The sequence below is a fragment of the Streptomyces wuyuanensis genome (genome assembly GCF_900103455.1).
Taxonomy (GTDB): domain Bacteria; phylum Actinomycetota; class Actinomycetes; order Streptomycetales; family Streptomycetaceae; genus Streptomyces; species Streptomyces wuyuanensis.
In genome coordinates this window covers 25,102-44,083 of sequence record NZ_FNHI01000005.1, presented here as the reverse complement: position 1 = coordinate 44,083, position 18,982 = coordinate 25,102, and the positions used below count along the sequence as shown (strand labels likewise).

Sequence of the window (18,982 nt, the reverse complement as noted above, 5' to 3'; positions counted from 1 at the left end):
CGTAGAAACAAACCGATAGGATCCGCCTCATGCGCCGTTCCAAAATCGTCTGCACACTGGGCCCAGCCGTCGACTCCTACGAGCAGCTGAAAGCGCTCATCGAGGCCGGCATGAACGTGGCCCGTTTCAACATGAGCCACGGGACCCACGCGGAGCACCAGGAGCGGTACGACCGTCTCCGCCGCGCGACGGCGGAGACCGGCCGCGCCGTGGGCGTGCTCGCCGACCTCCAGGGCCCGAAGATCCGTCTGGAGACCTTCGCCGAGGGACCGGTCGAGCTGGTCCGCGGTGACGAGTTCACGATCACCACCGAGGACGTGCCGGGTGACAAGTCGATCTGCGGCACGACGTACAAGGGCCTGCCCGGCGACGTCTCCAAGGGCGACCAGATCCTGATCAACGACGGCAACGTCGAGCTGCGCGCGGTCGAGATCGAGGGACCGAGGGTGAAGACCGTCGTCATCGAGGGCGGCGTCATCTCCGACCACAAGGGCATCAACCTGCCCGGTGCGGCCGTGAACGTCCCCGCCCTGTCGGAGAAGGACGTCGAGGACCTCCGCTTCGCGCTGCGCATGGGCTGCGACCTGGTCGCGCTCTCCTTCGTGCGGGACGCCGGCGACGTCAAGGACGTCCACAAGGTGATGGACGAGGAGGGCCGCCGGGTCCCCGTCATCGCCAAGGTGGAGAAGCCGCAGGCCGTCGAGAACATGGCGGACGTCGTCATGGCCTTCGACGGTGTGATGGTGGCGCGCGGCGACCTGGCCGTCGAGTACCCGCTGGAGCGGGTCCCGATGGTGCAGAAGCGGCTGATCGAGCTGTGCCGGCGCAACGCCAAGCCGGTGATCGTCGCGACCCAGATGATGGAGTCGATGATCACCAACTCCCGCCCGACCCGCGCCGAGGCGTCCGACGTCGCCAACGCGATCCTGGACGGCGCGGACGCGGTCATGCTCTCGGCCGAGTCCTCGGTGGGCGCGTACCCGATCGAGACCGTCAAGACGATGTCCAAGATCGTCAGCGCGGCGGAGGAGGAGCTCCTCTCCAAGGGCCTGCAGCCCCTGGTCCCGGGCAAGAAGCCGCGCACCCAGGGCGGTTCGGTCGCCCGCGCCGCCGCCGAGATCGCCGACTTCCTCGGAGGCAAGGCGCTGGTCGCCTTCACCAAGTCCGGCGACACCGCCCGCCGACTCTCCCGCTACCGCGCCGAGCAGCCGATCCTCGCCTTCACCACGGACGACTCCACCCGCAACCAGCTCACCCTGAGCTGGGGCGTCGAGCCCTTCATCGCCCCGTTCGTGGAGACCACCGACGCGATGGTCGACCTCGTGGACGCGGCGCTGCTGAAGCTCCAGCGCTACAGCGAGGGCGACGTCATGATCATCACGGCGGGTTCACCTCCGGGCATCCCCGGCACGACGAACATGGTCCGGGTGCACCACCTGGGCGGCGACAAGCACCCGTCCTGACCGGCCTGACCGCTCGCGCCTGTGGGCCGCACCCCTCGAGGGGTGCGGCCCACAGGCGCTTCTGCAGACCGCACACGCCCCGGTGGCTGGGTGGGCATCCGGAAAGCATGAGTGGTACAGGAACACCGTACCGCCATTGCGGTACGGTGTTCCTGTACCACTGCCGAAGGAGGAGCGACGTGGCCATCTCCGCCAGCGAGGCCCGCGCCAAGCTGTTCCCACTGATCCAGCAGGTCAACGACGACCACGAACCCGTGGAGATCGCCTCCAAGGGCGGCAATGCCGTCCTGATGTCCGCCGACGACTACCGTTCCTGGCAGGAGACCGTCTACCTCCTGCGCTCCCCCGCCAATGCCGCGCGCCTCATGGCCGCCGTCGCCGCGGACAAGGCGACCGAGACCCCCGTGATCGAGAAGACCATGGAGGAGCTCGACGCCATGCTGGAGGACGAAGAGTGAGGGACGTACGGTTCCGGCCCACGGGTTGGGAGGACTACCTCTACTGGCAGACCACCAACAAGCAGTTGGCGAAGAAGATCAACAGGCTGATCAGCGAGATCCAGCGGGACCCCTTCACCGGAATCGGCAAGCCTGAACCGCTGAAGGGCGATCTGTCGGGGTACTGGTCCCGTCGCATCGACGACGAGCACCGCCTCGTCTACCGAGCCGACGACAAGCAGGTCGTCATCATCAAGGCCCGCTACCACTACTGAACCGTCCGACGCCCGTGTGCCGCGGGTGGGGACGGCGGCATGCTCAGTTCCCGCAGAGGCCCGCAACGCCCCCTCTGGGCGGGCGCGCCCGCGGACTGTCCGGCCGCAGGTGGGGGCAAGCCGTGCGGGCGCCTACGAACCGGCTCCCGGGGGCCTGCCCAGCGCCTCGGCGATCTTCTCGGCGAGTTCGGCGGTGACCAACCCGAGATAGACGTAGGGCTTGCCATGTGGTCCAGTGTCTGACCTGGTAGTGGTCGATTCCGACCTGGCTCTTCGCAGCCTGGAAGCACTCCTCGACACTCCAGCGGACGCCGGCGACGCGGACGAGCCACCACTCCGGCGGCGATCATCTGCCCCGGCCAGGCGGGGCTTGGTCGCGAACTGCACCTCGTCGGGTATACCGGCAGCCTGGCGGATCTCGGGATCGCCGCACCAGGACTGCTCGGGCAGGTAGCCTGCGGTCGATCAACGCCGTCCCTGGCTGGTGGCATAGGCGAGGAAGGCACCGACCCGGGGGTGCTCGCTGCGCCCGGCGGTGCCGGGGTCCTGCCGCTGGACGCCCGCCGAAGCCCGGCCCTTCTTCACGAAGCCGGTCTCGTCCACGATCAGCACACCGTTGTCGGGCCGAGGTGATCGACGTCGTAGGCGTCACGCCGGTGGTCCCGCACCATGTCGACGGCCTGCCGAACGACCGTGGGCCGCACCCCGTATCGGGGTGCGGCCCACGGCCTCTTTCCGCGGCTCCCGGAAGAATCAGCCGGCGTTCCCGCCGGTGAAGTAGTTGTGCAGGCCGGGCACGGACAGCGTGCCGCCGAACTGGCCGGCCTGGGTCACCTTGACGTCGGTGAACATCGCGAAGGGGACGTTCAGCGGCGGCGGGGTCTTCGGGCTGAACGTGACCGGGATGATGCCGAAGAGGTTGCCCTTCAGCTCCTCCGTGTACATGGTCACGGTGCCGTTGCGGATCGTGGAGGTGGAGCCCTGCTGCGCCTTGACGTGGGCCGTGGTGCCGTTGGGGCCCTGCACCAGCTGGTGGAGGTCCTTGATGTCCACGCCCGAGGCGGTGAACTTCAGCACCTTCTTGACCTTGCCGCTGCCGGTCTGCACCTCGACGATGCCCTTGTAGTCGAGGCCCGTCAGGGTCAGCCGGGAGCTCTCCAGCACCCACGGCTCGTCCGGCAGCGCCGGAATGCCGGGCTCCGCCTTTGCGTTGGCGAGTGCCTCCGGATCGGCGGTCGGGCACGGGAATCGCGGCTTGCCGTCGGCGCCCTCGGGGATGTCCTCGTCCTTGACGGGGTCGAGGCCCTTGACCTTGTCGTCCAGCTCCTCCACCTCGGCGCCGGCCTTCTCGGCGGCGTCCTTGATGGCTTCCTTGGTCTTGTCCGCGGCCTTGTCGGCCTCGTCGGTCACGTCCGAGACCGCGTCCTTGACCGGCTCGGTGGGCTTCGACGCGGTGTCCTCGGCCGGCTTCGACGGCTCCTCGGCGGGTTCGGCCGACTCGCTCGGCGCCGGGGCGGCCTCCGGCTCCTCGTCGGGACCGTCGAAGATGTCCTTGATGGCGTCGCCGACACCCAGCGGGTCGAGCGGGTTCCGGGTCTCGGACTCGCTCGGGGTGGGCGTCGGGGACGGGTCCGCCTGCTCGGGCGGCTCCTCGTCCGTACGGCCGGGATCGGAGGCGGAGGGGCTCTCGCCGGGCTTCGGCTCGTCGGTCTGCCCGTCCTCCGAACCGCTCGGGGAGGGCTCGGGCTTGTCCGTGGCCTCCTCGGACGGCTTCGCCGACTCCGAGGCCGACGGCGACGCCGACTCGCTGGGCTCGTCCGACCGCGTCACACAGGGACCGGGTGCGAACGGGAACTCCTGCTTGTCGTCGGCCAGTGCCAGCTTCGGCGTCAGACCCATGCCCACGAAGACGGCGGTGGGCATGGCGGCGATGGCCATCGCCTTGCCGGCGGGTATCTGCAGCTTCGTGAACAATCTCTTCCGGGGAGCGGCGTGGCGCGGTCCTCTGGGCGCGTGCCCGTCGGGACCGAGGTCCGCCTCCGGCTGAATCTGATCACCCCGCACTGTTCCTCCCGCCTTCGGCGTGGGCACTGGTCTTCTGCGTGATCGTGCTGTCGCCCACCTGCGGCCCCGGCACCAGCGGCGCGTCCGGCCCGTCCGCCGGTGCGGACGATGCCGGAGCCTCCGCCTCCGCGGCCTTGCCCGGTGCCCAGGCGATCGACAGCGCGCCGCCGATCAGGGCGAGCAGGAAGCCGATGAGGAAGCCGCCGATGTTGGAGACCGGGAGGGAGATCAGTGCCAGCAGGATCGCGGCGACACCGGCGAACACCCGGACGATGTGGTGGAACCACATCGTCAGACCCAGCGTCACCAGAAGCACGCCGATGATCAGCGAGCCCGCTCCCGCCGTCGTGGCCATGGCCAGCGTCATATGGCCGATCTTGAGGCTTGCGTACGGGAAGTAGGCGATCGGAATGCCGCCGAGAATGGTGAACAGGCCGGCCCAGAAAGGCCGCTGACCGCGCCAGACGCGGAAACGCCGCTTGACGACTCGGAGGAAGTGCTCGTTCTGCTGCCCCGGGGACTCGGCGCTCATGGAAAACAGCTCCCTGGAACCGGTGTTGCTCGAAGAAAGTGTGAGGATCGGGCGGACGAGCCCGCCTTACGGCGTTCCCGTCCGCCCTGGCGAGTGCTTAGTAGCACTCCTTGACGCCCTTGTGCAGCTTCATGCTGAGACCGCTCAGCTTGAAGGTGCCGGCAGTGGTCGCCCACGCCGTCTGCTTGACGTCGGTCAGGTGGGCTTCCTTGGCGCGCTGGGCGAAACCGTACGGGTTCGCCTGCGTGTTCGGCTGGATGCCCGGCTTGTTGGCCTTGTCGCCGGCGGCGACGCCGATGTCGATGTTCTTGAACGTGGCGTTCGCCTCAAGCTCGGCCACGTCCAGGTACAGGTTCTCCGCCTTGACCGGCGTACCCTTGCCACCGGCGCGCAGCTCGAGGCTGACACTGCCGAAGATCGGGACGTCAGGGGTGACGACCGACTGGCACATGTTGGTGATCGTTGCGGTCCCGAAGGACGACACCGCGACGGGGTGCAGCGTCTTGTTGCCCTTGAGGTCGGTGCCCTGGGCGAGACTTCCGTACTGGAAGAAGTCCGTGCCGTCCAGGGTACTGGCCGTCACCTTGAAGCTCTGGCCGGAGACGCTGAACGAAGCCGCCAGCGCACCCTGGGCCAGGCCCACACCGATCGCGGCCGTCGCGGCCACCGACGGCACCATGACGACGGCGAAACGCTTCCATCTGGTCCCACCACGAACCTGGGACATAAATTTCCTCCTTCTCGGACGTACATCTCCGGCGCGGACCGTCAAGTCCGCCCTGGGATGGGAGAAGTGCTACGTCCTCGGGAAGGAGAGCGCCGTGCATCAGGCGCGAGCCGCGTCCGAATCACCGGCGATCACCCCCGAGCGACAACCACTGGCCACGCCTTCGCGCAACCTCTTTGGACAGGCCCTGCCGGTCGGGGCAGGAACCCCCCTGTCCGCGGCCGGCGCCTCTGCCGTCGGCCGGCTCGGTGGGGACCCAGGACCGCGGTACGAGGCTGGCTGCCGAGCTGGTGCGGTGATGGACCGAGCGTGGCCGATCGTGGTGCATTACGCGCCGGGGCACAAGGGGGTTCGTTACTCACTAGTAACGGACCGATAACCACGCCACGACGGGGTGATGTCGCCCGGCAACACAGGGTGCCCCGGAAGGGCTCGCCAGATCCGGAGAATGGAGGGAAAAAGCGGACAGAACAACGCGGTTGATTTACTACGAGTAACAGCGGCCGCGTTTACCAAGTTTTGGCAAAGCGCGACCGCTGTTTGTCACTGTGTCGCCAAATCGGCCCGCAGATCCGGCGATACGCACCGGAGGGCTCCGCCCCGAGCGGGGACACCGGAGCCCGGCCCCGGCACCGTCAGAAGAGGACCCTCGCAAGCGCGGTGCGTGCCGCCGTCACGCGCGGGTCGTCCGGGCCGATCACCTCGAAGAGGTCCAGCAGCCGCAATCGGGCGGCGTCGCGGTCCTCGCCCGCCGTGCGGCGCACGGTCTCGACGAGCCGGCCGAAGGCGTCCTGCACATGGCCCCCGGCGAGGTCCAGGTCCGCCGCGGCGATCTGCGCCTGCACGTCGTCCGGCCGGTCGGCGGCCTCCTGGCGCACCTTCTGCGGGTCCATCTCCTGCACCCGGGACAGCAGTTCCGCCTGCGCGAGGCCGAGCTTCGCCTCGGAGTTCGCGGGGTCGTCGGAGAGGACGTTCCGGTACGCCCGGATGGCACCGCCGAGGTCTCCCGCGTCGAGCGCGTCGACCGCCGCCTCGAGGGCCGCGTCGTGCGGGCCGGGGGCGGGGGCGGCGACCGCGGACTCGTCGGCGTCCGCGTCGACGGTCAGACCGGTGAGGCCGAAGCGCTGCTCACCGACCTGGATCAGCTGGTCGAGGGTCTCGCGGATCTGGGGCTCCGGCGCCAGGCCCTGGAAGAGCGGCAGCGCCTGGCCGGCGACGACCGCGAACACAGCCGGGATGCCCTGGATCCCGAACTGCTGCATCAGCATCTGGTTGGCTTCGACGTCGATCTTGGCGAGCACGAAGCGGCCGTTGTACTCGCGGGCCAGCCGCTCCAGTACCGGGCTCAGCTGCTTGCAGGGCTCGCACCACTCGGCCCAGAAGTCGAGGACGACCGGGACCTCGGCGGAACGCTGGAGAACGTCCCGCTCGAAGCCGGCCTCGTCGACGTCGATCACCAGGGCGGACGGGGGCACCGCACCGCCGCCGCCCTGCCGGGCGGTCTCCGCGCGCGTCTGCTCGGCCTTGGCCTTGGCCTCACCGGCCGCCTTCACCGCGGCGAGGTCGACGACGCCACTCATGGACATGTTCCTAGGCTGCATGAGTACATCCTCCCCCCTCCGCGCGCACGATGAAAAAGTCGGAGCGCCGGGCCTGTGTACCGGTCGTTGCGCACCGGCCCCGCGCGCCCGCGCCGGGTCCCCACCCGGCGCCAGCGGCTGTCGCTTTCGCTACGAGTCGTAGCGTAACTGGTCCGAAGGGGGCTCGGGGCGCATCCCCCGGTGAAGTGGCTCACAGCGATGCACCTACTGGCCGGTATGGTCGCCTCCATGTGTAGTCACAGCCGTCGGACCACGGCCCGCACCGGCCGCCCCCGCAGCGCCGAGGCGGACGCCGCCATCCTCGACGCGACCCGGGCTGCGCTGGTGGAGCTGGGCTGGTCGAAGCTGACGCTCGGCGACGTGGCGAGCCGGGCCGGGGTGGCGAAGACGACCGTCTACCGGCGCTGGTCGGGCAAGAGCGAGCTGGTCGTGGACGCGGTCGCGGAGCTCTTCGACGAGCTGGAACTGCCCGACCGCGGCAGCCTGGCCGCGGACATCGAGGGCGTGGTGCTGCAGTTCGCCGCGCTGCTGGAGCGGCCAGAGGCCAGGACGGCGCTGATGGCCGTGGTCGCGGAGTCGACGACCGACGAACCGCTGCGCGAGCGGATCAGGGTCTCGATCGTGGAGCGGCAGAAACGGCTGGTTCTGGAGGGTCGCGCCCGGGCCCAGGCCCGGGGCGAGCTCCCGGAGGAGACCGACCCGGCGGCGGCCGCCCGCACCGCCGACCTGATCTTCGACGTGATCGCGGGCGCGGTCGTGCACCGAGCGCTGGTGAGCTGCGAACCCGTCGACGAGGACTGGGTCCGCCGCTTCACCGCGGTGCTGCTGGGCGGGCTGGGGTCGGCCGAGTCCTGACGACGGGTCCCGGCGGGGTCCCGGACATCCAGGGTCCACTCCGCCGCAGCCCCTGGACAGCCGGTGCCGCGCCCGCCGGAAACGCCGCCCCGTCTCAGACCTCGTACCGGCCCGTCGCGAAGAGGCGGAGATTCTCCGCCACCCACTCCGACGTGCGCTTCAGCCCTTCCTCCAGGGTGACTTCCGGCTCCCAGCCCGCCCATTCCCGCGCCCGGCGGTTGTCGGACAGAAGCCGTTCGACCTCGCTCCCCGTGGGCCGCAGCCGTGCCGGGTCCACCACGATCTCGGCCCGGCGGCCCGACGCGGCGACGAGCATCCGCGCCAGCTCGCCGATGGCGATCTCCTGGCCCGTACCGAGATTGACGACCTGTCCGAGGGCGCGGTCGCAGTCCGCCAGTGCGAGGAATCCCCGGGCCGTGTCCGTGACATAGGTGAAGTCACGCGTCGGGCTGAGCGAGCCGAGCCTGATCTCGCTTGCCCCGGCGTGCAGTTGGGCGAGGATCGTGGGGATGACGGCGCGCGCCGACTGCCGGGGGCCGTAGGTGTTGAAGGGCCGTACCACCGTCACCGGCAGCTCGAAGGCGTGCCAGTGCGAGAGCGCCATCATGTCCGCGCCGATCTTCGACGCCGAGTACGGGGACTGCGGCTGCAGCGGGTGGCTCTCCGCGATCGGGGCGGTCAGGGCCGTGCCGTACACCTCGCTGGTCGAGGTGTGGACGAGCCGGCGGACCGCGTGCCTGCGGCACGCCTCGGCGATGTTCTCGGTGCCGTTGACGTTGACCTGGACGTACGCGCCGGGCGAGTCGTAGCTGTACGGGATGCCGATGAGCGCGGCGAGGTGGAAGACGGTGTCGCAGCCGGCGACCGCGTCCATGACCCGGCCCGCGTCGCGCACATCGCCCGCGATCAGCTCCACATCCTCCGCCCGGTGCGCGAGATGGCCCTTCTCCGCGTACGGCTTGTAGTGGGCGAACGCCCTCACCCGCGCCCCGCGTTCCACGAGCAGGTCGACGAGCGTGGAGCCGATGAATCCCTCGGCTCCGGTGACGAGGACGGTGCGGCCGTTCCAGTCCGTGGTGAGGCCGTTGTGCGAGGTGGTGGTCATGCTGCGTACTCCTTGGTGGACGAGGCGAGTTCGAGGACGCGGGCGGCCAGCAGGTCCGCGGCGCGGGCGTGCGGGCCGGGATCGGCCGCCGCGCCCATCGCGGCCAGCCGCGCCGGATCCGCGAGCAGTGGCGCGGTGAGCGCGTCGAGGCGTTCGGCGGTGGTCTCGGCGTCCGGGAGGAGCACTGCCGCCCCGGCGTCGGTGAGGACGCGGGCGTTGTGCGTCTGGTGGTCGCCGGGTGCGTGCGGATAGGGGACGAGGACGGCCGGTACCCCGGTGGTGGCCAGTTCGGCGACGGTCGCCGCACCGGCCCGGGAGACGACGAGGTCGGCGGCCGCGTAGGCGAGGTCCATCCGGTCGAGATACGGCACGGCCCGCGCGACGGGCGAGTCGCCGAGGCGGCGCCGTGTCTCCTCCAGTGCGGCGGGACCGGTCTTGATCAGCAGCCGGACACCGGGCCGGTCGCGCAGCCGGTGCGCGAGCCCGACGGCGGCCTCGGTGAGCCGGGCGGCGCCGAGACTGCCGCCGTTGACGAGCAGCAGCCGGGCTCCGTCCGGGACGCCGAACTCGGCGCGGGCCTGCGCGCGCAGCGCGGTGCGGTCCAGCCCTGCGAGCGCGGTGGCGATCGGCATTCCCGTGGTCAGCGCGTCCTCGCCGCCCGGCAGATGGGCACGGCTCCGGTCGAAGGCGACCGCGAGATTGCCGGTGAGGCGGGCCGCGAACCGGTTGGCCCGCCCGGGCACGGCGTTGGACTCGTGGATGACGCTGGGCAGCCCGGCCAGCCGGGCGCCGACGATGACGGGCGCGCTGGGATAGCCGCCCATGCCGACGGCGATGTGCGCGCGCTGCTCCTTCAGGATCGCGCGACACTGGGCGCCGGACTTGAGCAGGGCCGCGGGGAGCAGATACCGCCTGGCGCCCAGTGCGGGGTCGAAGGGGATCATGTCGACGGTGTGCAGCCGGTGGCCCGCGGCCGGTATCAGGTCGGTCTCCAGGCCGCGGGTCGTGCCCACGAAGGAGATCACCGCGCCGGGCACGGCTCGGCGGAGCGCCTCGGCGAGCGCGAGCCCCGGGTAGATGTGGCCGCCGGTGCCGCCGGCGCCGATCACGACGGACAGCGGTTCGGCGGCGGTCCACGGGCGGTCCGGCGGTGGGCCCGCGGGGCGGGGTGTGCATGGTGGTGTGTGCATGGACGCACGCTGGCGGAACGCCTTAAGAAGGTTCTAAGAGCCCGGTTTGGCAGGCTTGAGCTCATGGGAGCAGCGAGGATCCTGGTCGTCGACGACGACCCGGAGGTACGGGCGGCGGTGGCCGACGGCCTGAGCGTCGAGGGCTACGAGGTGCGGGAGGCGGCCGACGGGCTGGCCGCGCTGTCGGAGACGGCCGCCTGGCAGCCCGACGCGCTGGTGCTCGACGTGCGGATGCCGGTCCTCGACGGGCTCGCCGTGTGCCGGCGGCTGCGTGCGCTGGAGGACCGTACGCCGGTGATCGTGCTGACCGCGCTGGACGCGGTGAGCGACCGTGTGGACGGACTGGACGCGGGCGCCGACGACTACCTCGTGAAGCCGTTCGCGCTGGACGAGCTGACCGCTCGGGTGCGGGCCCTGCTGCGCCGGGCGGCTCCGGACGGTCCGGACGGCCCCGCGGAACTCCGCTTCGCCGACCTCGCCGTCGACCCGGCGGCGCGCACCGGCACCCGCGGTGGGCGTCTGCTGGAGTTCAGCCGTACCGAGTGCGCGCTGCTGGAGCTGCTGCTGCACCACCCCCGGCAGGTGCTGACCCGGGAGCTGATCCACGAGCGGGTCTGGGGCCGTGACTTCGGGCCGGACTCCAACTCGCTCGCGGTGTACGTGGGCTATCTGCGGCGCAAGCTGGAGGCGGGCGGCGAGCCGCGGCTGGTGCACACGGTCCACGGCGTGGGCTACCGGCTGGACCTCGGGTGAGCGGCGCCCGCAGGCTGGGCGCCCGCTGGCGCCGCCGCAGGCCCGTGCGCACACGGCTCGCGCTCGCCGCGTCGGCGGCCGTCGCCGTGGTGGCGGTCGGCGTGTGCGCGGCCGCCTTCGTGGTCCTGCGCTACGCGATGTACCGCCAGCTCGACCTCAACCTGACGCAGTCGGCGACCCAGGTCGTCCAGCAGCACCGGGGGGCGGCGCCGGACGTCCTGGCCGGCGAGTGCCGCTTCCTGTCGGCACCCGCCTGTGCGCAGATCGTCCCCGCCGACCCCGCGGCGGACGCCCGCAAGCCCCATCCGCTGCCGGTGTCCGCCCCCGTGCGCGAGGTCGCGGCCGGTGAGCGGGCGCCGTACTTCAGCAACACCACGGTCGCGGGCGCGCCGGCGCGCATGTTCACGACGAACTTCGGCGAGGGCAGGGCGCTCCAGGTCGCGCTGCGCTCCGACACCGTGCAGCAGGGGGTGCGGCAGGCGGCCTGGCTGCTGTCGCTGGTCGGGGGCGCCGGGGTGCTGCTGGCAGGCGCTCTCGGATACGCGGTGTCGCGCACCGGGCTGGCGCCGGTCGCCCGGCTCACCGCGACCGCCGAGCGCATCGCAGCGACCCGCGACCCGCGGCACCGCATCGAGCTGCCGCCCGGCCCGCCGGGACGTGAGGACGAGGTGACGCGGCTGGCCGCGACGTTCAACACCATGCTGGGAGAGCTGGAGCAGTCGGTCACGGCGCAGCGCCGTCTCGTGGCGGACGCCTCCCACGAGCTGCGCACCCCCCTCACGGCACTGCGCACCAACGCGGAGCTCCTCACCCGGGCGGACCGGCTCACCGTCGCCCAGCGCGACCGGGCCTCGGGGGCGCTCGCCCGGCAGTTGCGCGAGGTGACGGGTCTGGTGAACGACCTGATCGAGCTGGCCAGGGACGAGGAGCCGGATCCGCTGCTGGAGGCGGTGGCACTGCGGCCGCTGACCGAGCACGTGGTGGACGCCGCCCGCGCCCACTGGCCGGGGACGGCGTTCACGCTCTGGGTGGAGGACGCGGCGCTGGGCCTCACCCTGCCGGGCGTGCCGGCCCGGCTGTCCCGGCTGCTGACGAACCTGCTCGACAACGCGGCCAAGTTCAGTCCCGCCGGCGCGGCGGTGGAGGTGGCCCTCACCACCGCGGACCTCACCGTGCGGGACCACGGCCCGGGCGTCCGGCCCGACGATCTGCCCTATGTCTTCGACCGCTTCTACCGTTCGGAGTCGGCCCGGGCACTGCCGGGTTCCGGGCTGGGGCTGGCGATGGCGCGCCAGATCGCGCGGGCGCACGGTGCGGAACTGACGGCGGAGAACGCGCCCGGCGGCGGCGCGTTGTTCCGCCTCGCGTTCGGCGCGACGGCGTCGTGAGGCACCGGCCGGAACGCGGAGGACCGGCCGTCGGGCCGCTGTTGCGGCGACGGCCGGTCCTCGACCGGTCGGCGGCTGCGGCTCAGAAGCCGGCGGGCTCGGTGTAGGTGCCCCACTCGTCCCGCAGGGCGTCGCAGATCTCTCCGAGCGTGGCCTCGGCTCGGATCGCGTCGAGCATCGGCTCGATCATGTTCGAGCCGTCGCGGGCGGCGGCCAGCATCTTCTCCAGCGACGCCTCGACGCGGGCGTCGTCGCGGCGGCTCTTGCGGTCGCCCAGGATGCGGACCTGCTCCCGCTCGACCTCGTGGCTGACGCGCAGGATCTCGAGGTCGCCGGTGACGGAGCCGTGGTGGACGTTGACGCCGACGACCCGCTTGTCGCCCTTCTCCAGCGACTGCTGGTAGCGGAAGGCCGACTCGGCGATCTCGCCGGTGAACCAGCCGTCCTCGATGCCGCGCAGGATGCCGGAGGTGATGGGCCCGATGGGGTGCTTGCCGTCCGGGTGGGCGCGCAGGCCGCGCTCCTTGATCTGGTCGAAGATCTTCTCGGCGTCCGCCTCGATGCGGTCGGTGAGCTGCTCCACGTACCAGGCACCGCCGAGCGGGTCGGCCACGTTGGCGACGCCGGTCTCCTCCATCAGCACCTGCTGTGTGCGCAGGGCGATCTCGGCGGCCTGCTCCGACGGCAGTGCCAGCGTCTCGTCCAGGGCGTTGGTGTGCAGCGAGTTCGTGCCGCCGAGGACGGCCGCGAGGGCTTCGACGGCCGTGCGCACGACGTTGTTGTACGGCTGCTGGGCGGTCAGCGAGACGCCCGCGGTCTGGGTGTGGAACCTCAGCCACTGGGCCTTGTCGGTCTTCGCCCCGTAGACCTCCTTCATCCAGCGGGCCCAGATGCGGCGGGCAGCGCGGAACTTGGCGATCTCCTCGAAGAAGTCCAGGTGCGCGTCGAAGAAGAAGGACAGTCCGGGCGCGAACACGTCCACGTCCAGGCCGCGGCTGAGGCCGAGCTCCACGTACCCGAAGCCGTCGGCGAGCGTGTACGCCAGCTCCTGCGCGGCCGTCGCACCCGCCTCGCGGATGTGGTAGCCGGAGACGGAGAGCGGCTTGTACGCCGGGATGTCGCGGGCGCAGTACTCCATCAGGTCGCCGATGAGGCGCAGATGGGGCTCGGGCTCGAAGAGCCATTCCTTCTGGGCGATGTACTCCTTGAAGATGTCGGTCTGGAGCGTGCCGTTCAGGACGCGCGGGTCGACACCCTGCCGCTCGGCGGCGACGAGGTACATGCAGAAGACGGGGACGGCGGGACCGCTGATCGTCATCGAGGTGGTGACGTCGCCGAGCGGGATGTCCTTGAAGAGGACGTCCATGTCGGCGGCGGAGTCGATGGCGACGCCGCAGTGGCCGACCTCGCCGAGGGAGCGCGGGTCGTCGGAGTCGCGCCCCATCAGCGTCGGCATGTCGAACGCGACGCTGAGCCCGCCGCCGCCGGCGGCCAGGATCATCTTGTACCGCTCGTTGGTCTGCTCGGCGTTGCCGAAGCCGGCGAACTGGCGGATGGTCCAGGTGCGGCCGCGGTAGCCCGTCGGGTGCAGACCACGGGTGAACGGGTACGCGCCCGGCCACCCGATCCGCTCGAAGCCGTCGTAGGTGTCGCCGGGCCGGGGCCCGTAGACCGGCTCGACCGGATCACCGGAGAGCGTGGTGAAGTCGGCGTTCCGCTTCTTCGCGGAGTCGTAGCGGGCCTGCCAGCGTCGGCGGCCCTCCTCGATGGCGTCAGCGTCCATACCCACGAATTTACTAGGACGTCCAAGTAAATGTCGATGGCAGCCCGCCGTACGCGTGCGTACGGCGGGGTGACTACGCCTTGGCGACGGCCGGCTGCGGCTCGCTGACCAGCGGCGCGACCGAACGTGTGACATTGCGCTCGACGAAGAAGGCGACGAAGGGGATCGTCCCGGAGAGCAGCACCCACAGCAGCTTGCCGAACGGCCACTTGGCCTTGGAGCCGAGGTCGAAGGCGAAGATCAGGTAGATGATGTAGAGGACGCCGTGCGCCTGGGAGACGGCGAAGGTGATGTCCTCACCCGTGTCGAAGCCGTACTTGAACACCATGCAGGTGCACAGCACGAGCAGCATGACGGCGGTGACGTAGGCCATCACCCGGTAGCGGGTCAGGACGCTCTTCTTCATGGCGCCGAGCGTAACGGTCCGCTTTGGGCGATCTTCGGGCGGGTCGGCCCTCCGCGGAGCCGCCCGGCACCCGTCCCCGGAGGGCGGCCCGCAGTCGCGCGGGGCCGCCCGGCCCCGGCCCGGCTCAGCCCTCGTCGAAGTCGTGCGCGGCGACCCTCAGCGGCCGAAGCAGCGCGAAGATCTCCGCACACTCCTCGGTGTCGTAGGCGCCGAGCCCGAAGTCCATCTCCATGAGGTCGCGGGTGGCCGCCTCGACGACCTCGCGGCCCTTCTCCGTGATGGAGGCGAGCGTCCCGCGGCCGTCGTTGGGGTTGGGCCGCTTGGCGACCAGACCGGACTTCACCAGGCGGTCCACGGTGTTCGTGACGGAGGTCGGGTGGACCATGAGCCGCTCGCCGATCTTGGACATCGGCAGCTCACCGGCCTTCGAGAAGGTGAGCAGCACCAGCGCCTCGTAGCGTGCGAAGGTCAGCCCGTACGGCTTGACGACGGCGTCGACCTCGGCGAGCAGGATCTGGTGGGCCCGCATGATCGAGGTGATCGCGGCCATCGAGGGCACGGGGCCCCAGCGCTGCCGCCAGAGCTCGTCGGCTCGGGCGATGGGGTCGAAGGGAAGGCTGAGCGGCTTCGGCACGGCACCGACCTTACCCACTGGTCACATGCTGGTCAGCCCTGTCTCGAACTTCGGTCCTCCCCGCCCCCGACCGGGCTTCCTCCCGTCGCGCGCTCCGCCGCCACCGGTGCCGCACGGCACGCAGGGCCACCGGACCCGGCACGCGCCCGGGGCGGCGGCCGGCACCGTGAGTCGCCGGGTCGCGCCGGGCGATCGGCTCCCCGGCGAGAGACCGGTCCCCGGCCGTTCGGCCGGGGACCGCCGGGGTCTCGGGTGGGCCCGGTCAGGCCGAGAGGTGGCGCTCGACCGTCTCGACCTTGCTGGTCAGGCCGTCCGTGACGCCGGGCCTGATGTCGGCCTTGAGGACGAGGGAGACGCGCGGGGCGCGCGCCTCGACCGCCGCGACGGCGCGCCGGACGACGTCCATGACCTCGTCCCACTCGCCCTCGACCGAGGTGAACATCGCGTCCGTGCGGTTCGGCAGTCCGGACTCGCGGACGACGCGGACCGCGTCGGCGACGTACTCGCCGACGTCCTCGCCCACGCCGAGCGGGGTGACGGAGAAGGCGACGATCACGCGTTCACCGTGCCCTCGCGGCGGGCGCGGGAGGCGATGACCGCGTCCTCGGCGGCGCGCTTGAGCTTGCGGTCGGCGTAGAAGCCGCCGAACGGCAGCACCGAGAGGACGAAGAAGAGCGCGGCGGTCTTGACGTCCCACTTGGTGCGGTTCCAGGCGTCCAGCCAGAAGATCACGTAGAGGACGAAGAGAACGCCGTGGATCGCACCCATGACCGGGACCGCGTTGAACTCCGTCGTGCGCTTGAGCACCGAGCAGACGAGCAACAGCAGGAAGGACACGGCCTCGGGGCCGGAGACGAGCCGGAGGCGGTGGAGGGCGGAGGCGGTCTTGATGTCCACGGAGGCACCTTCAGGGGGAGGGGGCGATGGTCTTGTGAACGGACGCACAAGCGTAGCCATTCTGGCACCGCGCTTTTACCGCCCTTTACCCGGGTGGCCTCGGGGTGGGGTCAGGGTCGTGTTCATTCCTGGGGGCCTGTCCGAATACGCACCCCGCCCAGTACCTTCACCCCGTGGCAATGTTCCGACTTCAAGGCAGCAAAGTGCTCGCCGTCGACATGACCGGGGACTCCGTCAAGGCGAAGAACGGGTCCATGGTCGCGTACGACGGCCACATGGACTTCAAGAAACTCTCCGGCGGCGGTGAGGGCATCCGCGGCATGGTGACCCGGCGCCTCACCGGCGAGCAGATGACACTGATGGAGGTGAAGGGCCAGGGCACCTGCTACTTCGCCGACCGCGCCTCCGAGATCAATCTCGTCTCGCTGCACGGCGACAAGCTGTACGTCGAGTCGAGCAATCTCCTCTGCACGGACGGCGGGCTGCGCACCGGCACCAGTTTCACCGGAATGCGCGGCGGCGCGACCGGGAACGGCCTGTTCACCACGACGGTGGAGGGCACCGGCCAGGCCGCGATCATGTCGGACGGCCCGGCCGTGGTCCTGCGCGTGACGCCCCAGTACCCGCTCTCCGTGGACCCGGGCGCCTATGTCGCGCACCAGGGCAACCTCCAGCAGCAGTTCCAGTCCGGAGTCACCTTCAGGACGCTCCTGGGCGAAGGCGGCGGCGAGGCCTTCCAGATCCGGTTCGAGGGCGACGGGCTCGTGTACGTGCAGCCGAGCGAGCGGAACACCGTCGGAGGTGACGTCTGATGCCGTTCCGCGAGATCAATTCGAAGATGGTCGAGGCGACGGTGGTCCCCGGCCAGAAGATGTACAGCCAGCGCGGCGCGATGCTCGCCTACAAGGGCGACGTCTCCTTCACCCCGAACATCGCCGGCGGCCAGGGCGGCCTGATGTCGATGATCGGCCGGCGGGTCGCCGACGAGGCGACTCCGCTGATGACGGTCGAGGGCTCCGGGACGGTCATGTTCGGCCACGGCGGGCACCACATCCAGGTCATCGCCCTCACCGGCGACACGCTGTACGTCGAGGCCGACCGGCTGCTCGCCTTCGACGGCACGCTGCAGCAGGGCACGATGTTCATGGGCTCGCAGGGCGGGGTGATGGGAATGGTGCGCGGCCAGATCACCGGCCAGGGCCTGTTCACCACCACCCTGAAGGGACACGGTTCGGTCGCGGTCATGGCCCACGGCGGGGTGATCGAACTGCCCATCACACCGGGCCGCCCGGTCCATGTCGACCCCCAGGCGTACGTCGCGCACCACGGCGACGTACGGAACAAGCTCTCCACCGCGCTGGGCTGGCGGGACATGGTGGGGCGCGGTTCGGGCGAGGCGTTCCAGCTCGAACTGAGCGGCAGTGGTGCGGTGTACGTCCAGGCGTCGGAGGAGAAGCTGTGAGCACGCCGGTGATTCATGATCCGATGACGCTGCCGAGCGACGACAACGTCAACCCGTACACCTTCTGCGTGGAGCTCAAGGGCTCCCAGTGGTTCCTGCAGAAGGGGAAGATGATCGCCTACTACGGGCGGATCGACTTCAACGGCATCGGCCACGGCCGGCTGGACCGGCTGATGCGCACCAGCTTCCACTCGCCGCTGCACGCGAGCGACTGGGTGGTGGCCGAGGGCAGCGGCAAGATGCTGCTCGCGGACCGGGCCTTCGACGTCAACTCCTTCGACCTCGACGAGGGCAATCTGACGATCCGGGCCGGGAACCTGCTGGCGTACCAGCCCTCGCTCGCCCTGAAGCAGTCGATCGTGCCGGGCTTCCTCACGCTCATCGGCACGGGGAAGTTCGTCGCGGCGTCGAACGGACCCGTGGTCTTCGTGGAGCCCCCGATCCGGGTGGACCCGCAGGCCCTGGTGGGCTGGGCGGACTGCCCCTCGCCGTGCCACCACTACGACCACGGGTACATGAGCGGGGTCATGGGCGGCCTGCGTCAGCTGTCCGGGATCGGCGGGGCGTCCGGAGAGGAGCACCAGTTCGAGTTCGTGGGTGCGGGCACGGTGCTGCTGCAGTCGACCGAGACGCTCATGCCCGAACAGGCGACGGGCGTCGTCCCGCATGCGGACGGGGTACCCGGCGGAGGCCACGGCCCCGGTCAACACGGCTCCGCCCCGCGTCTGCCCGGTCAGCTGGGGGACCTCCAGCGTCGCTTCGGCTTGTGAGCGGTAGGCTGCGGAGTGTGACGTCGAACGTCTGCACCCTTCTCGGGGGACTCGGGGTGCCGGATGGGACCGTCCCCGCCTTCGTCCGGATTTCAACTTCTTAGGGTAGCATCCATATATGGAGACCGAGACGGCCACGCGCTGGCTGAGCGATACGGAGCAGTGCGCCTGGCGCACCTATCTGGACGTCAACAGGCTGCTGACGTACCAGATGGAAAAGGATCTGCAACCGTTCGGCCTGACCAACAACGACTACGAGATCCTCGTCAACCTCTCGGAGTCCCCCGAGCGGCGGATGAGGATGAGCGACCTGGCGGCGGCCACGCTGCAGTCCAAGAGCCGGCTCTCCCACCAGATCACCCGCATGGAGAACGCGGGCCTGGTGCGCCGGGAGAACTGCGAGTCCGACCGCCGCGGGCTGTACGCGGTGCTCACCGACCAGGGCATGGAGACCATGCAGAAGGTCGCGCCGCACCACGTCGAGTCCGTGCGCAAGCACTTCATCGACCTGCTGTCCCCGGAGGCGCTCGCCGACCTCCACGAATCCCTGAAACCGGTGGCGGAGCACCTGCGCGGCCGCCGCGGCAGGGTCTGACCGCCCGCAGGCGCCGCTGACGCGGGTCCGCACGCCGGTGCGCGC

The 18,982-nt window shown here is 70.6% G+C and carries 21 protein-coding genes and 1 pseudogene; 10 read left to right on the top strand and 12 right to left on the bottom strand.

What is annotated here, in order from left to right; genetic code table 11:
• Window positions 1-29 precede the first annotated feature (29 nt).
• The 3 genes from pyk (at window position 30) to BLT82_RS09240 (ending at window position 2,175) form a co-directional block, all read left to right on the top strand.
• Complete coding sequence (pyk, locus tag BLT82_RS09250) at window positions 30-1,463, top strand: pyruvate kinase (protein ID WP_093653405.1); 1,434 nt, start codon at window positions 30-32, stop codon at window positions 1,461-1,463.
• 179 nt (window positions 1,464-1,642) lie between these two features.
• Window positions 1,643-1,921, top strand: a complete 279-nt coding sequence (locus tag BLT82_RS09245; RefSeq protein ID WP_093653404.1) for a type II toxin-antitoxin system Phd/YefM family antitoxin — start codon at window positions 1,643-1,645, stop codon at window positions 1,919-1,921.
• A complete protein-coding gene (locus BLT82_RS09240; RefSeq protein ID WP_093653403.1) occupies window positions 1,918-2,175 on the top strand; it encodes a Txe/YoeB family addiction module toxin in 258 nt (85 codons plus the stop codon). Before BLT82_RS09245 ends, BLT82_RS09240 begins: the two co-directional genes overlap by 4 nt.
• Window positions 2,176-2,532: 357 nt before the next feature.
• On the opposite strand, the pseudogene BLT82_RS37820 reads toward BLT82_RS09240, so the two are convergent.
• From BLT82_RS37820 to BLT82_RS09210, 5 genes and pseudogenes are all read right to left on the bottom strand, one after another.
• Window positions 2,533-2,852: pseudogene (locus tag BLT82_RS37820) on the bottom strand (transposase); the annotation flags it as partial.
• A 76-nt stretch (window positions 2,853-2,928) separates the two neighbouring features.
• Window positions 2,929-4,239 (bottom strand): midas domain-containing protein, encoded by a 1,311-nt coding sequence (locus BLT82_RS09230; protein WP_093653402.1) that lies wholly within the window; start codon window positions 4,237-4,239, stop codon window positions 2,929-2,931.
• Window positions 4,229-4,771 (bottom strand): DUF6114 domain-containing protein, encoded by a 543-nt coding sequence (locus BLT82_RS09225; RefSeq protein WP_093653401.1) that lies wholly within the window; start codon window positions 4,769-4,771, stop codon window positions 4,229-4,231. The genes BLT82_RS09230 and BLT82_RS09225 overlap by 11 nt, the downstream gene beginning before the upstream one ends.
• 97 nt (window positions 4,772-4,868) lie before the next feature.
• Entirely contained in the window at window positions 4,869-5,498 is a 630-nt protein-coding gene (locus BLT82_RS09220) for a DUF6230 family protein (protein ID WP_093653400.1), read from the bottom strand.
• Window positions 5,499-6,133: 635 nt separating this feature from the next.
• A complete protein-coding gene (locus BLT82_RS09210; RefSeq protein ID WP_093653399.1) occupies window positions 6,134-7,099 on the bottom strand; it encodes a tetratricopeptide repeat protein in 966 nt (321 codons plus the stop codon).
• 228 nt (window positions 7,100-7,327) lie between these two features.
• Here BLT82_RS09210 and BLT82_RS09205 point away from each other — a divergent pair, with 228 nt between their 5' ends.
• Window positions 7,328-7,954 carry a TetR/AcrR family transcriptional regulator gene (locus BLT82_RS09205; RefSeq protein ID WP_244291893.1) on the top strand — a complete coding sequence of 209 codons (627 nt, stop codon included), beginning with the start codon at window positions 7,328-7,330 and terminating at the stop codon, window positions 7,952-7,954.
• Window positions 7,955-8,048: 94 nt separating this feature from the next.
• Here the strand turns inward: BLT82_RS09205 and BLT82_RS09200 are convergent, their stop codons facing one another.
• Window positions 8,049-9,059: an SDR family NAD(P)-dependent oxidoreductase gene (locus tag BLT82_RS09200; RefSeq protein ID WP_093653397.1), complete on the bottom strand. Its 1,011-nt coding sequence runs from the start codon at window positions 9,057-9,059 to the stop codon at window positions 8,049-8,051.
• A complete protein-coding gene (locus tag BLT82_RS09195; RefSeq protein ID WP_244291909.1) occupies window positions 9,056-10,168 on the bottom strand; it encodes a UDP-N-acetylglucosamine--N-acetylmuramyl-(pentapeptide) pyrophosphoryl-undecaprenol N-acetylglucosamine transferase in 1,113 nt (370 codons plus the stop codon). Before BLT82_RS09195 ends, BLT82_RS09200 begins: the two co-directional genes overlap by 4 nt.
• 144 nt (window positions 10,169-10,312) lie before the next feature.
• On the opposite strand from BLT82_RS09195, the gene BLT82_RS09190 reads away from it, so the two are divergent.
• Both BLT82_RS09190 and BLT82_RS09185 read left to right on the top strand, forming a co-directional pair.
• Window positions 10,313-11,002: a response regulator transcription factor gene (locus tag BLT82_RS09190; protein ID WP_093653395.1), complete on the top strand. Its 690-nt coding sequence runs from the start codon at window positions 10,313-10,315 to the stop codon at window positions 11,000-11,002.
• Entirely contained in the window at window positions 10,999-12,390 is a 1,392-nt protein-coding gene (locus BLT82_RS09185; RefSeq protein WP_093653394.1) for a sensor histidine kinase, read from the top strand. Before BLT82_RS09190 ends, BLT82_RS09185 begins: the two co-directional genes overlap by 4 nt.
• Before the next feature lie 82 nt (window positions 12,391-12,472).
• Here the strand turns inward: BLT82_RS09185 and BLT82_RS09180 are convergent, their stop codons facing one another.
• The 5 genes from BLT82_RS09180 to BLT82_RS09160 all read right to left on the bottom strand — a co-directional run bounded on the left by BLT82_RS09180 (window position 12,473) and on the right by BLT82_RS09160 (window position 16,110).
• A complete protein-coding gene (locus BLT82_RS09180; RefSeq protein WP_093653393.1) occupies window positions 12,473-14,173 on the bottom strand; it encodes a coenzyme B12-dependent isobutyryl-CoA mutase large subunit in 1,701 nt (566 codons plus the stop codon).
• Between the two features lie 73 nt (window positions 14,174-14,246).
• On the bottom strand, window positions 14,247-14,579 hold the full coding sequence (locus BLT82_RS09175; protein ID WP_093653392.1) for a DUF3817 domain-containing protein: 333 nt from the start codon (window positions 14,577-14,579) through the stop codon (window positions 14,247-14,249).
• 124 nt (window positions 14,580-14,703) lie between these two features.
• Window positions 14,704-15,213 (bottom strand): MarR family winged helix-turn-helix transcriptional regulator, encoded by a 510-nt coding sequence (locus BLT82_RS09170; RefSeq protein WP_093653640.1) that lies wholly within the window; start codon window positions 15,211-15,213, stop codon window positions 14,704-14,706.
• A 262-nt stretch (window positions 15,214-15,475) separates the two neighbouring features.
• Window positions 15,476-15,769, bottom strand: a complete 294-nt coding sequence (locus BLT82_RS09165; protein WP_031073724.1) for an MTH1187 family thiamine-binding protein — start codon at window positions 15,767-15,769, stop codon at window positions 15,476-15,478.
• Window positions 15,766-16,110 carry a DUF3817 domain-containing protein gene (locus BLT82_RS09160; protein ID WP_093653391.1) on the bottom strand — a complete coding sequence of 115 codons (345 nt, stop codon included), beginning with the start codon at window positions 16,108-16,110 and terminating at the stop codon, window positions 15,766-15,768. The genes BLT82_RS09165 and BLT82_RS09160 overlap by 4 nt, the downstream gene beginning before the upstream one ends.
• Before the next feature lie 179 nt (window positions 16,111-16,289).
• Here BLT82_RS09160 and BLT82_RS09155 point away from each other — a divergent pair, with 179 nt between their 5' ends.
• The 4 genes from BLT82_RS09155 to BLT82_RS09140 all read left to right on the top strand — a co-directional run bounded on the left by BLT82_RS09155 (window position 16,290) and on the right by BLT82_RS09140 (window position 18,937).
• Window positions 16,290-16,922, top strand: a complete 633-nt coding sequence (locus BLT82_RS09155) for an AIM24 family protein (protein WP_093653390.1) — start codon at window positions 16,290-16,292, stop codon at window positions 16,920-16,922.
• The gene (locus BLT82_RS09150) at window positions 16,922-17,572 is read left to right on the top strand and encodes an AIM24 family protein (protein WP_093653389.1); all 651 of its coding nucleotides are present in this window, start codon (window positions 16,922-16,924) and stop codon (window positions 17,570-17,572) included. Before BLT82_RS09155 ends, BLT82_RS09150 begins: the two co-directional genes overlap by 1 nt.
• Window positions 17,569-18,342, top strand: a complete 774-nt coding sequence (locus BLT82_RS09145) for an AIM24 family protein (RefSeq protein ID WP_093653388.1) — start codon at window positions 17,569-17,571, stop codon at window positions 18,340-18,342. Before BLT82_RS09150 ends, BLT82_RS09145 begins: the two co-directional genes overlap by 4 nt.
• Window positions 18,343-18,460: 118 nt before the next feature.
• Window positions 18,461-18,937, top strand: a complete 477-nt coding sequence (locus BLT82_RS09140) for a MarR family winged helix-turn-helix transcriptional regulator (protein ID WP_093653387.1) — start codon at window positions 18,461-18,463, stop codon at window positions 18,935-18,937.
• Window positions 18,938-18,982: the final 45 nt, after the last annotated feature.

Bases quoted from the DNA above. Each gene is read 5' to 3' on its own strand.
- BLT82_RS09220 (WP_093653400.1), bottom strand. From the start codon at position 5,498: ATGTCCCAGGTTCGTGGTGGGACCAGATGGAAGCGTTTCGCCGTCGTC.
- BLT82_RS09225 (WP_093653401.1), bottom strand. From the start codon at position 4,771: ATGAGCGCCGAGTCCCCGGGGCAGCAGAACGAGCACTTCCTCCGAGTC.
- BLT82_RS09150 (WP_093653389.1), top strand. From the start codon at position 16,922: ATGCCGTTCCGCGAGATCAATTCGAAGATGGTCGAGGCGACGGTGGTC.
- BLT82_RS09180 (WP_093653393.1), bottom strand. From the start codon at position 14,173: ATGGACGCTGACGCCATCGAGGAGGGCCGCCGACGCTGGCAGGCCCGC.
- pyk (WP_093653405.1), top strand. From the start codon at position 30: ATGCGCCGTTCCAAAATCGTCTGCACACTGGGCCCAGCCGTCGACTCC.
- BLT82_RS09205 (WP_244291893.1), top strand. From the start codon at position 7,328: ATGTGTAGTCACAGCCGTCGGACCACGGCCCGCACCGGCCGCCCCCGC.
- BLT82_RS09155 (WP_093653390.1), top strand. From the start codon at position 16,290: ATGTTCCGACTTCAAGGCAGCAAAGTGCTCGCCGTCGACATGACCGGG.
- BLT82_RS09175 (WP_093653392.1), bottom strand. From the start codon at position 14,579: ATGAAGAAGAGCGTCCTGACCCGCTACCGGGTGATGGCCTACGTCACC.
- BLT82_RS09210 (WP_093653399.1), bottom strand. From the start codon at position 7,099: ATGCAGCCTAGGAACATGTCCATGAGTGGCGTCGTCGACCTCGCCGCG.
- BLT82_RS09200 (WP_093653397.1), bottom strand. From the start codon at position 9,059: ATGACCACCACCTCGCACAACGGCCTCACCACGGACTGGAACGGCCGC.
- BLT82_RS09190 (WP_093653395.1), top strand. From the start codon at position 10,313: ATGGGAGCAGCGAGGATCCTGGTCGTCGACGACGACCCGGAGGTACGG.
- BLT82_RS09140 (WP_093653387.1), top strand. From the start codon at position 18,461: ATGGAGACCGAGACGGCCACGCGCTGGCTGAGCGATACGGAGCAGTGC.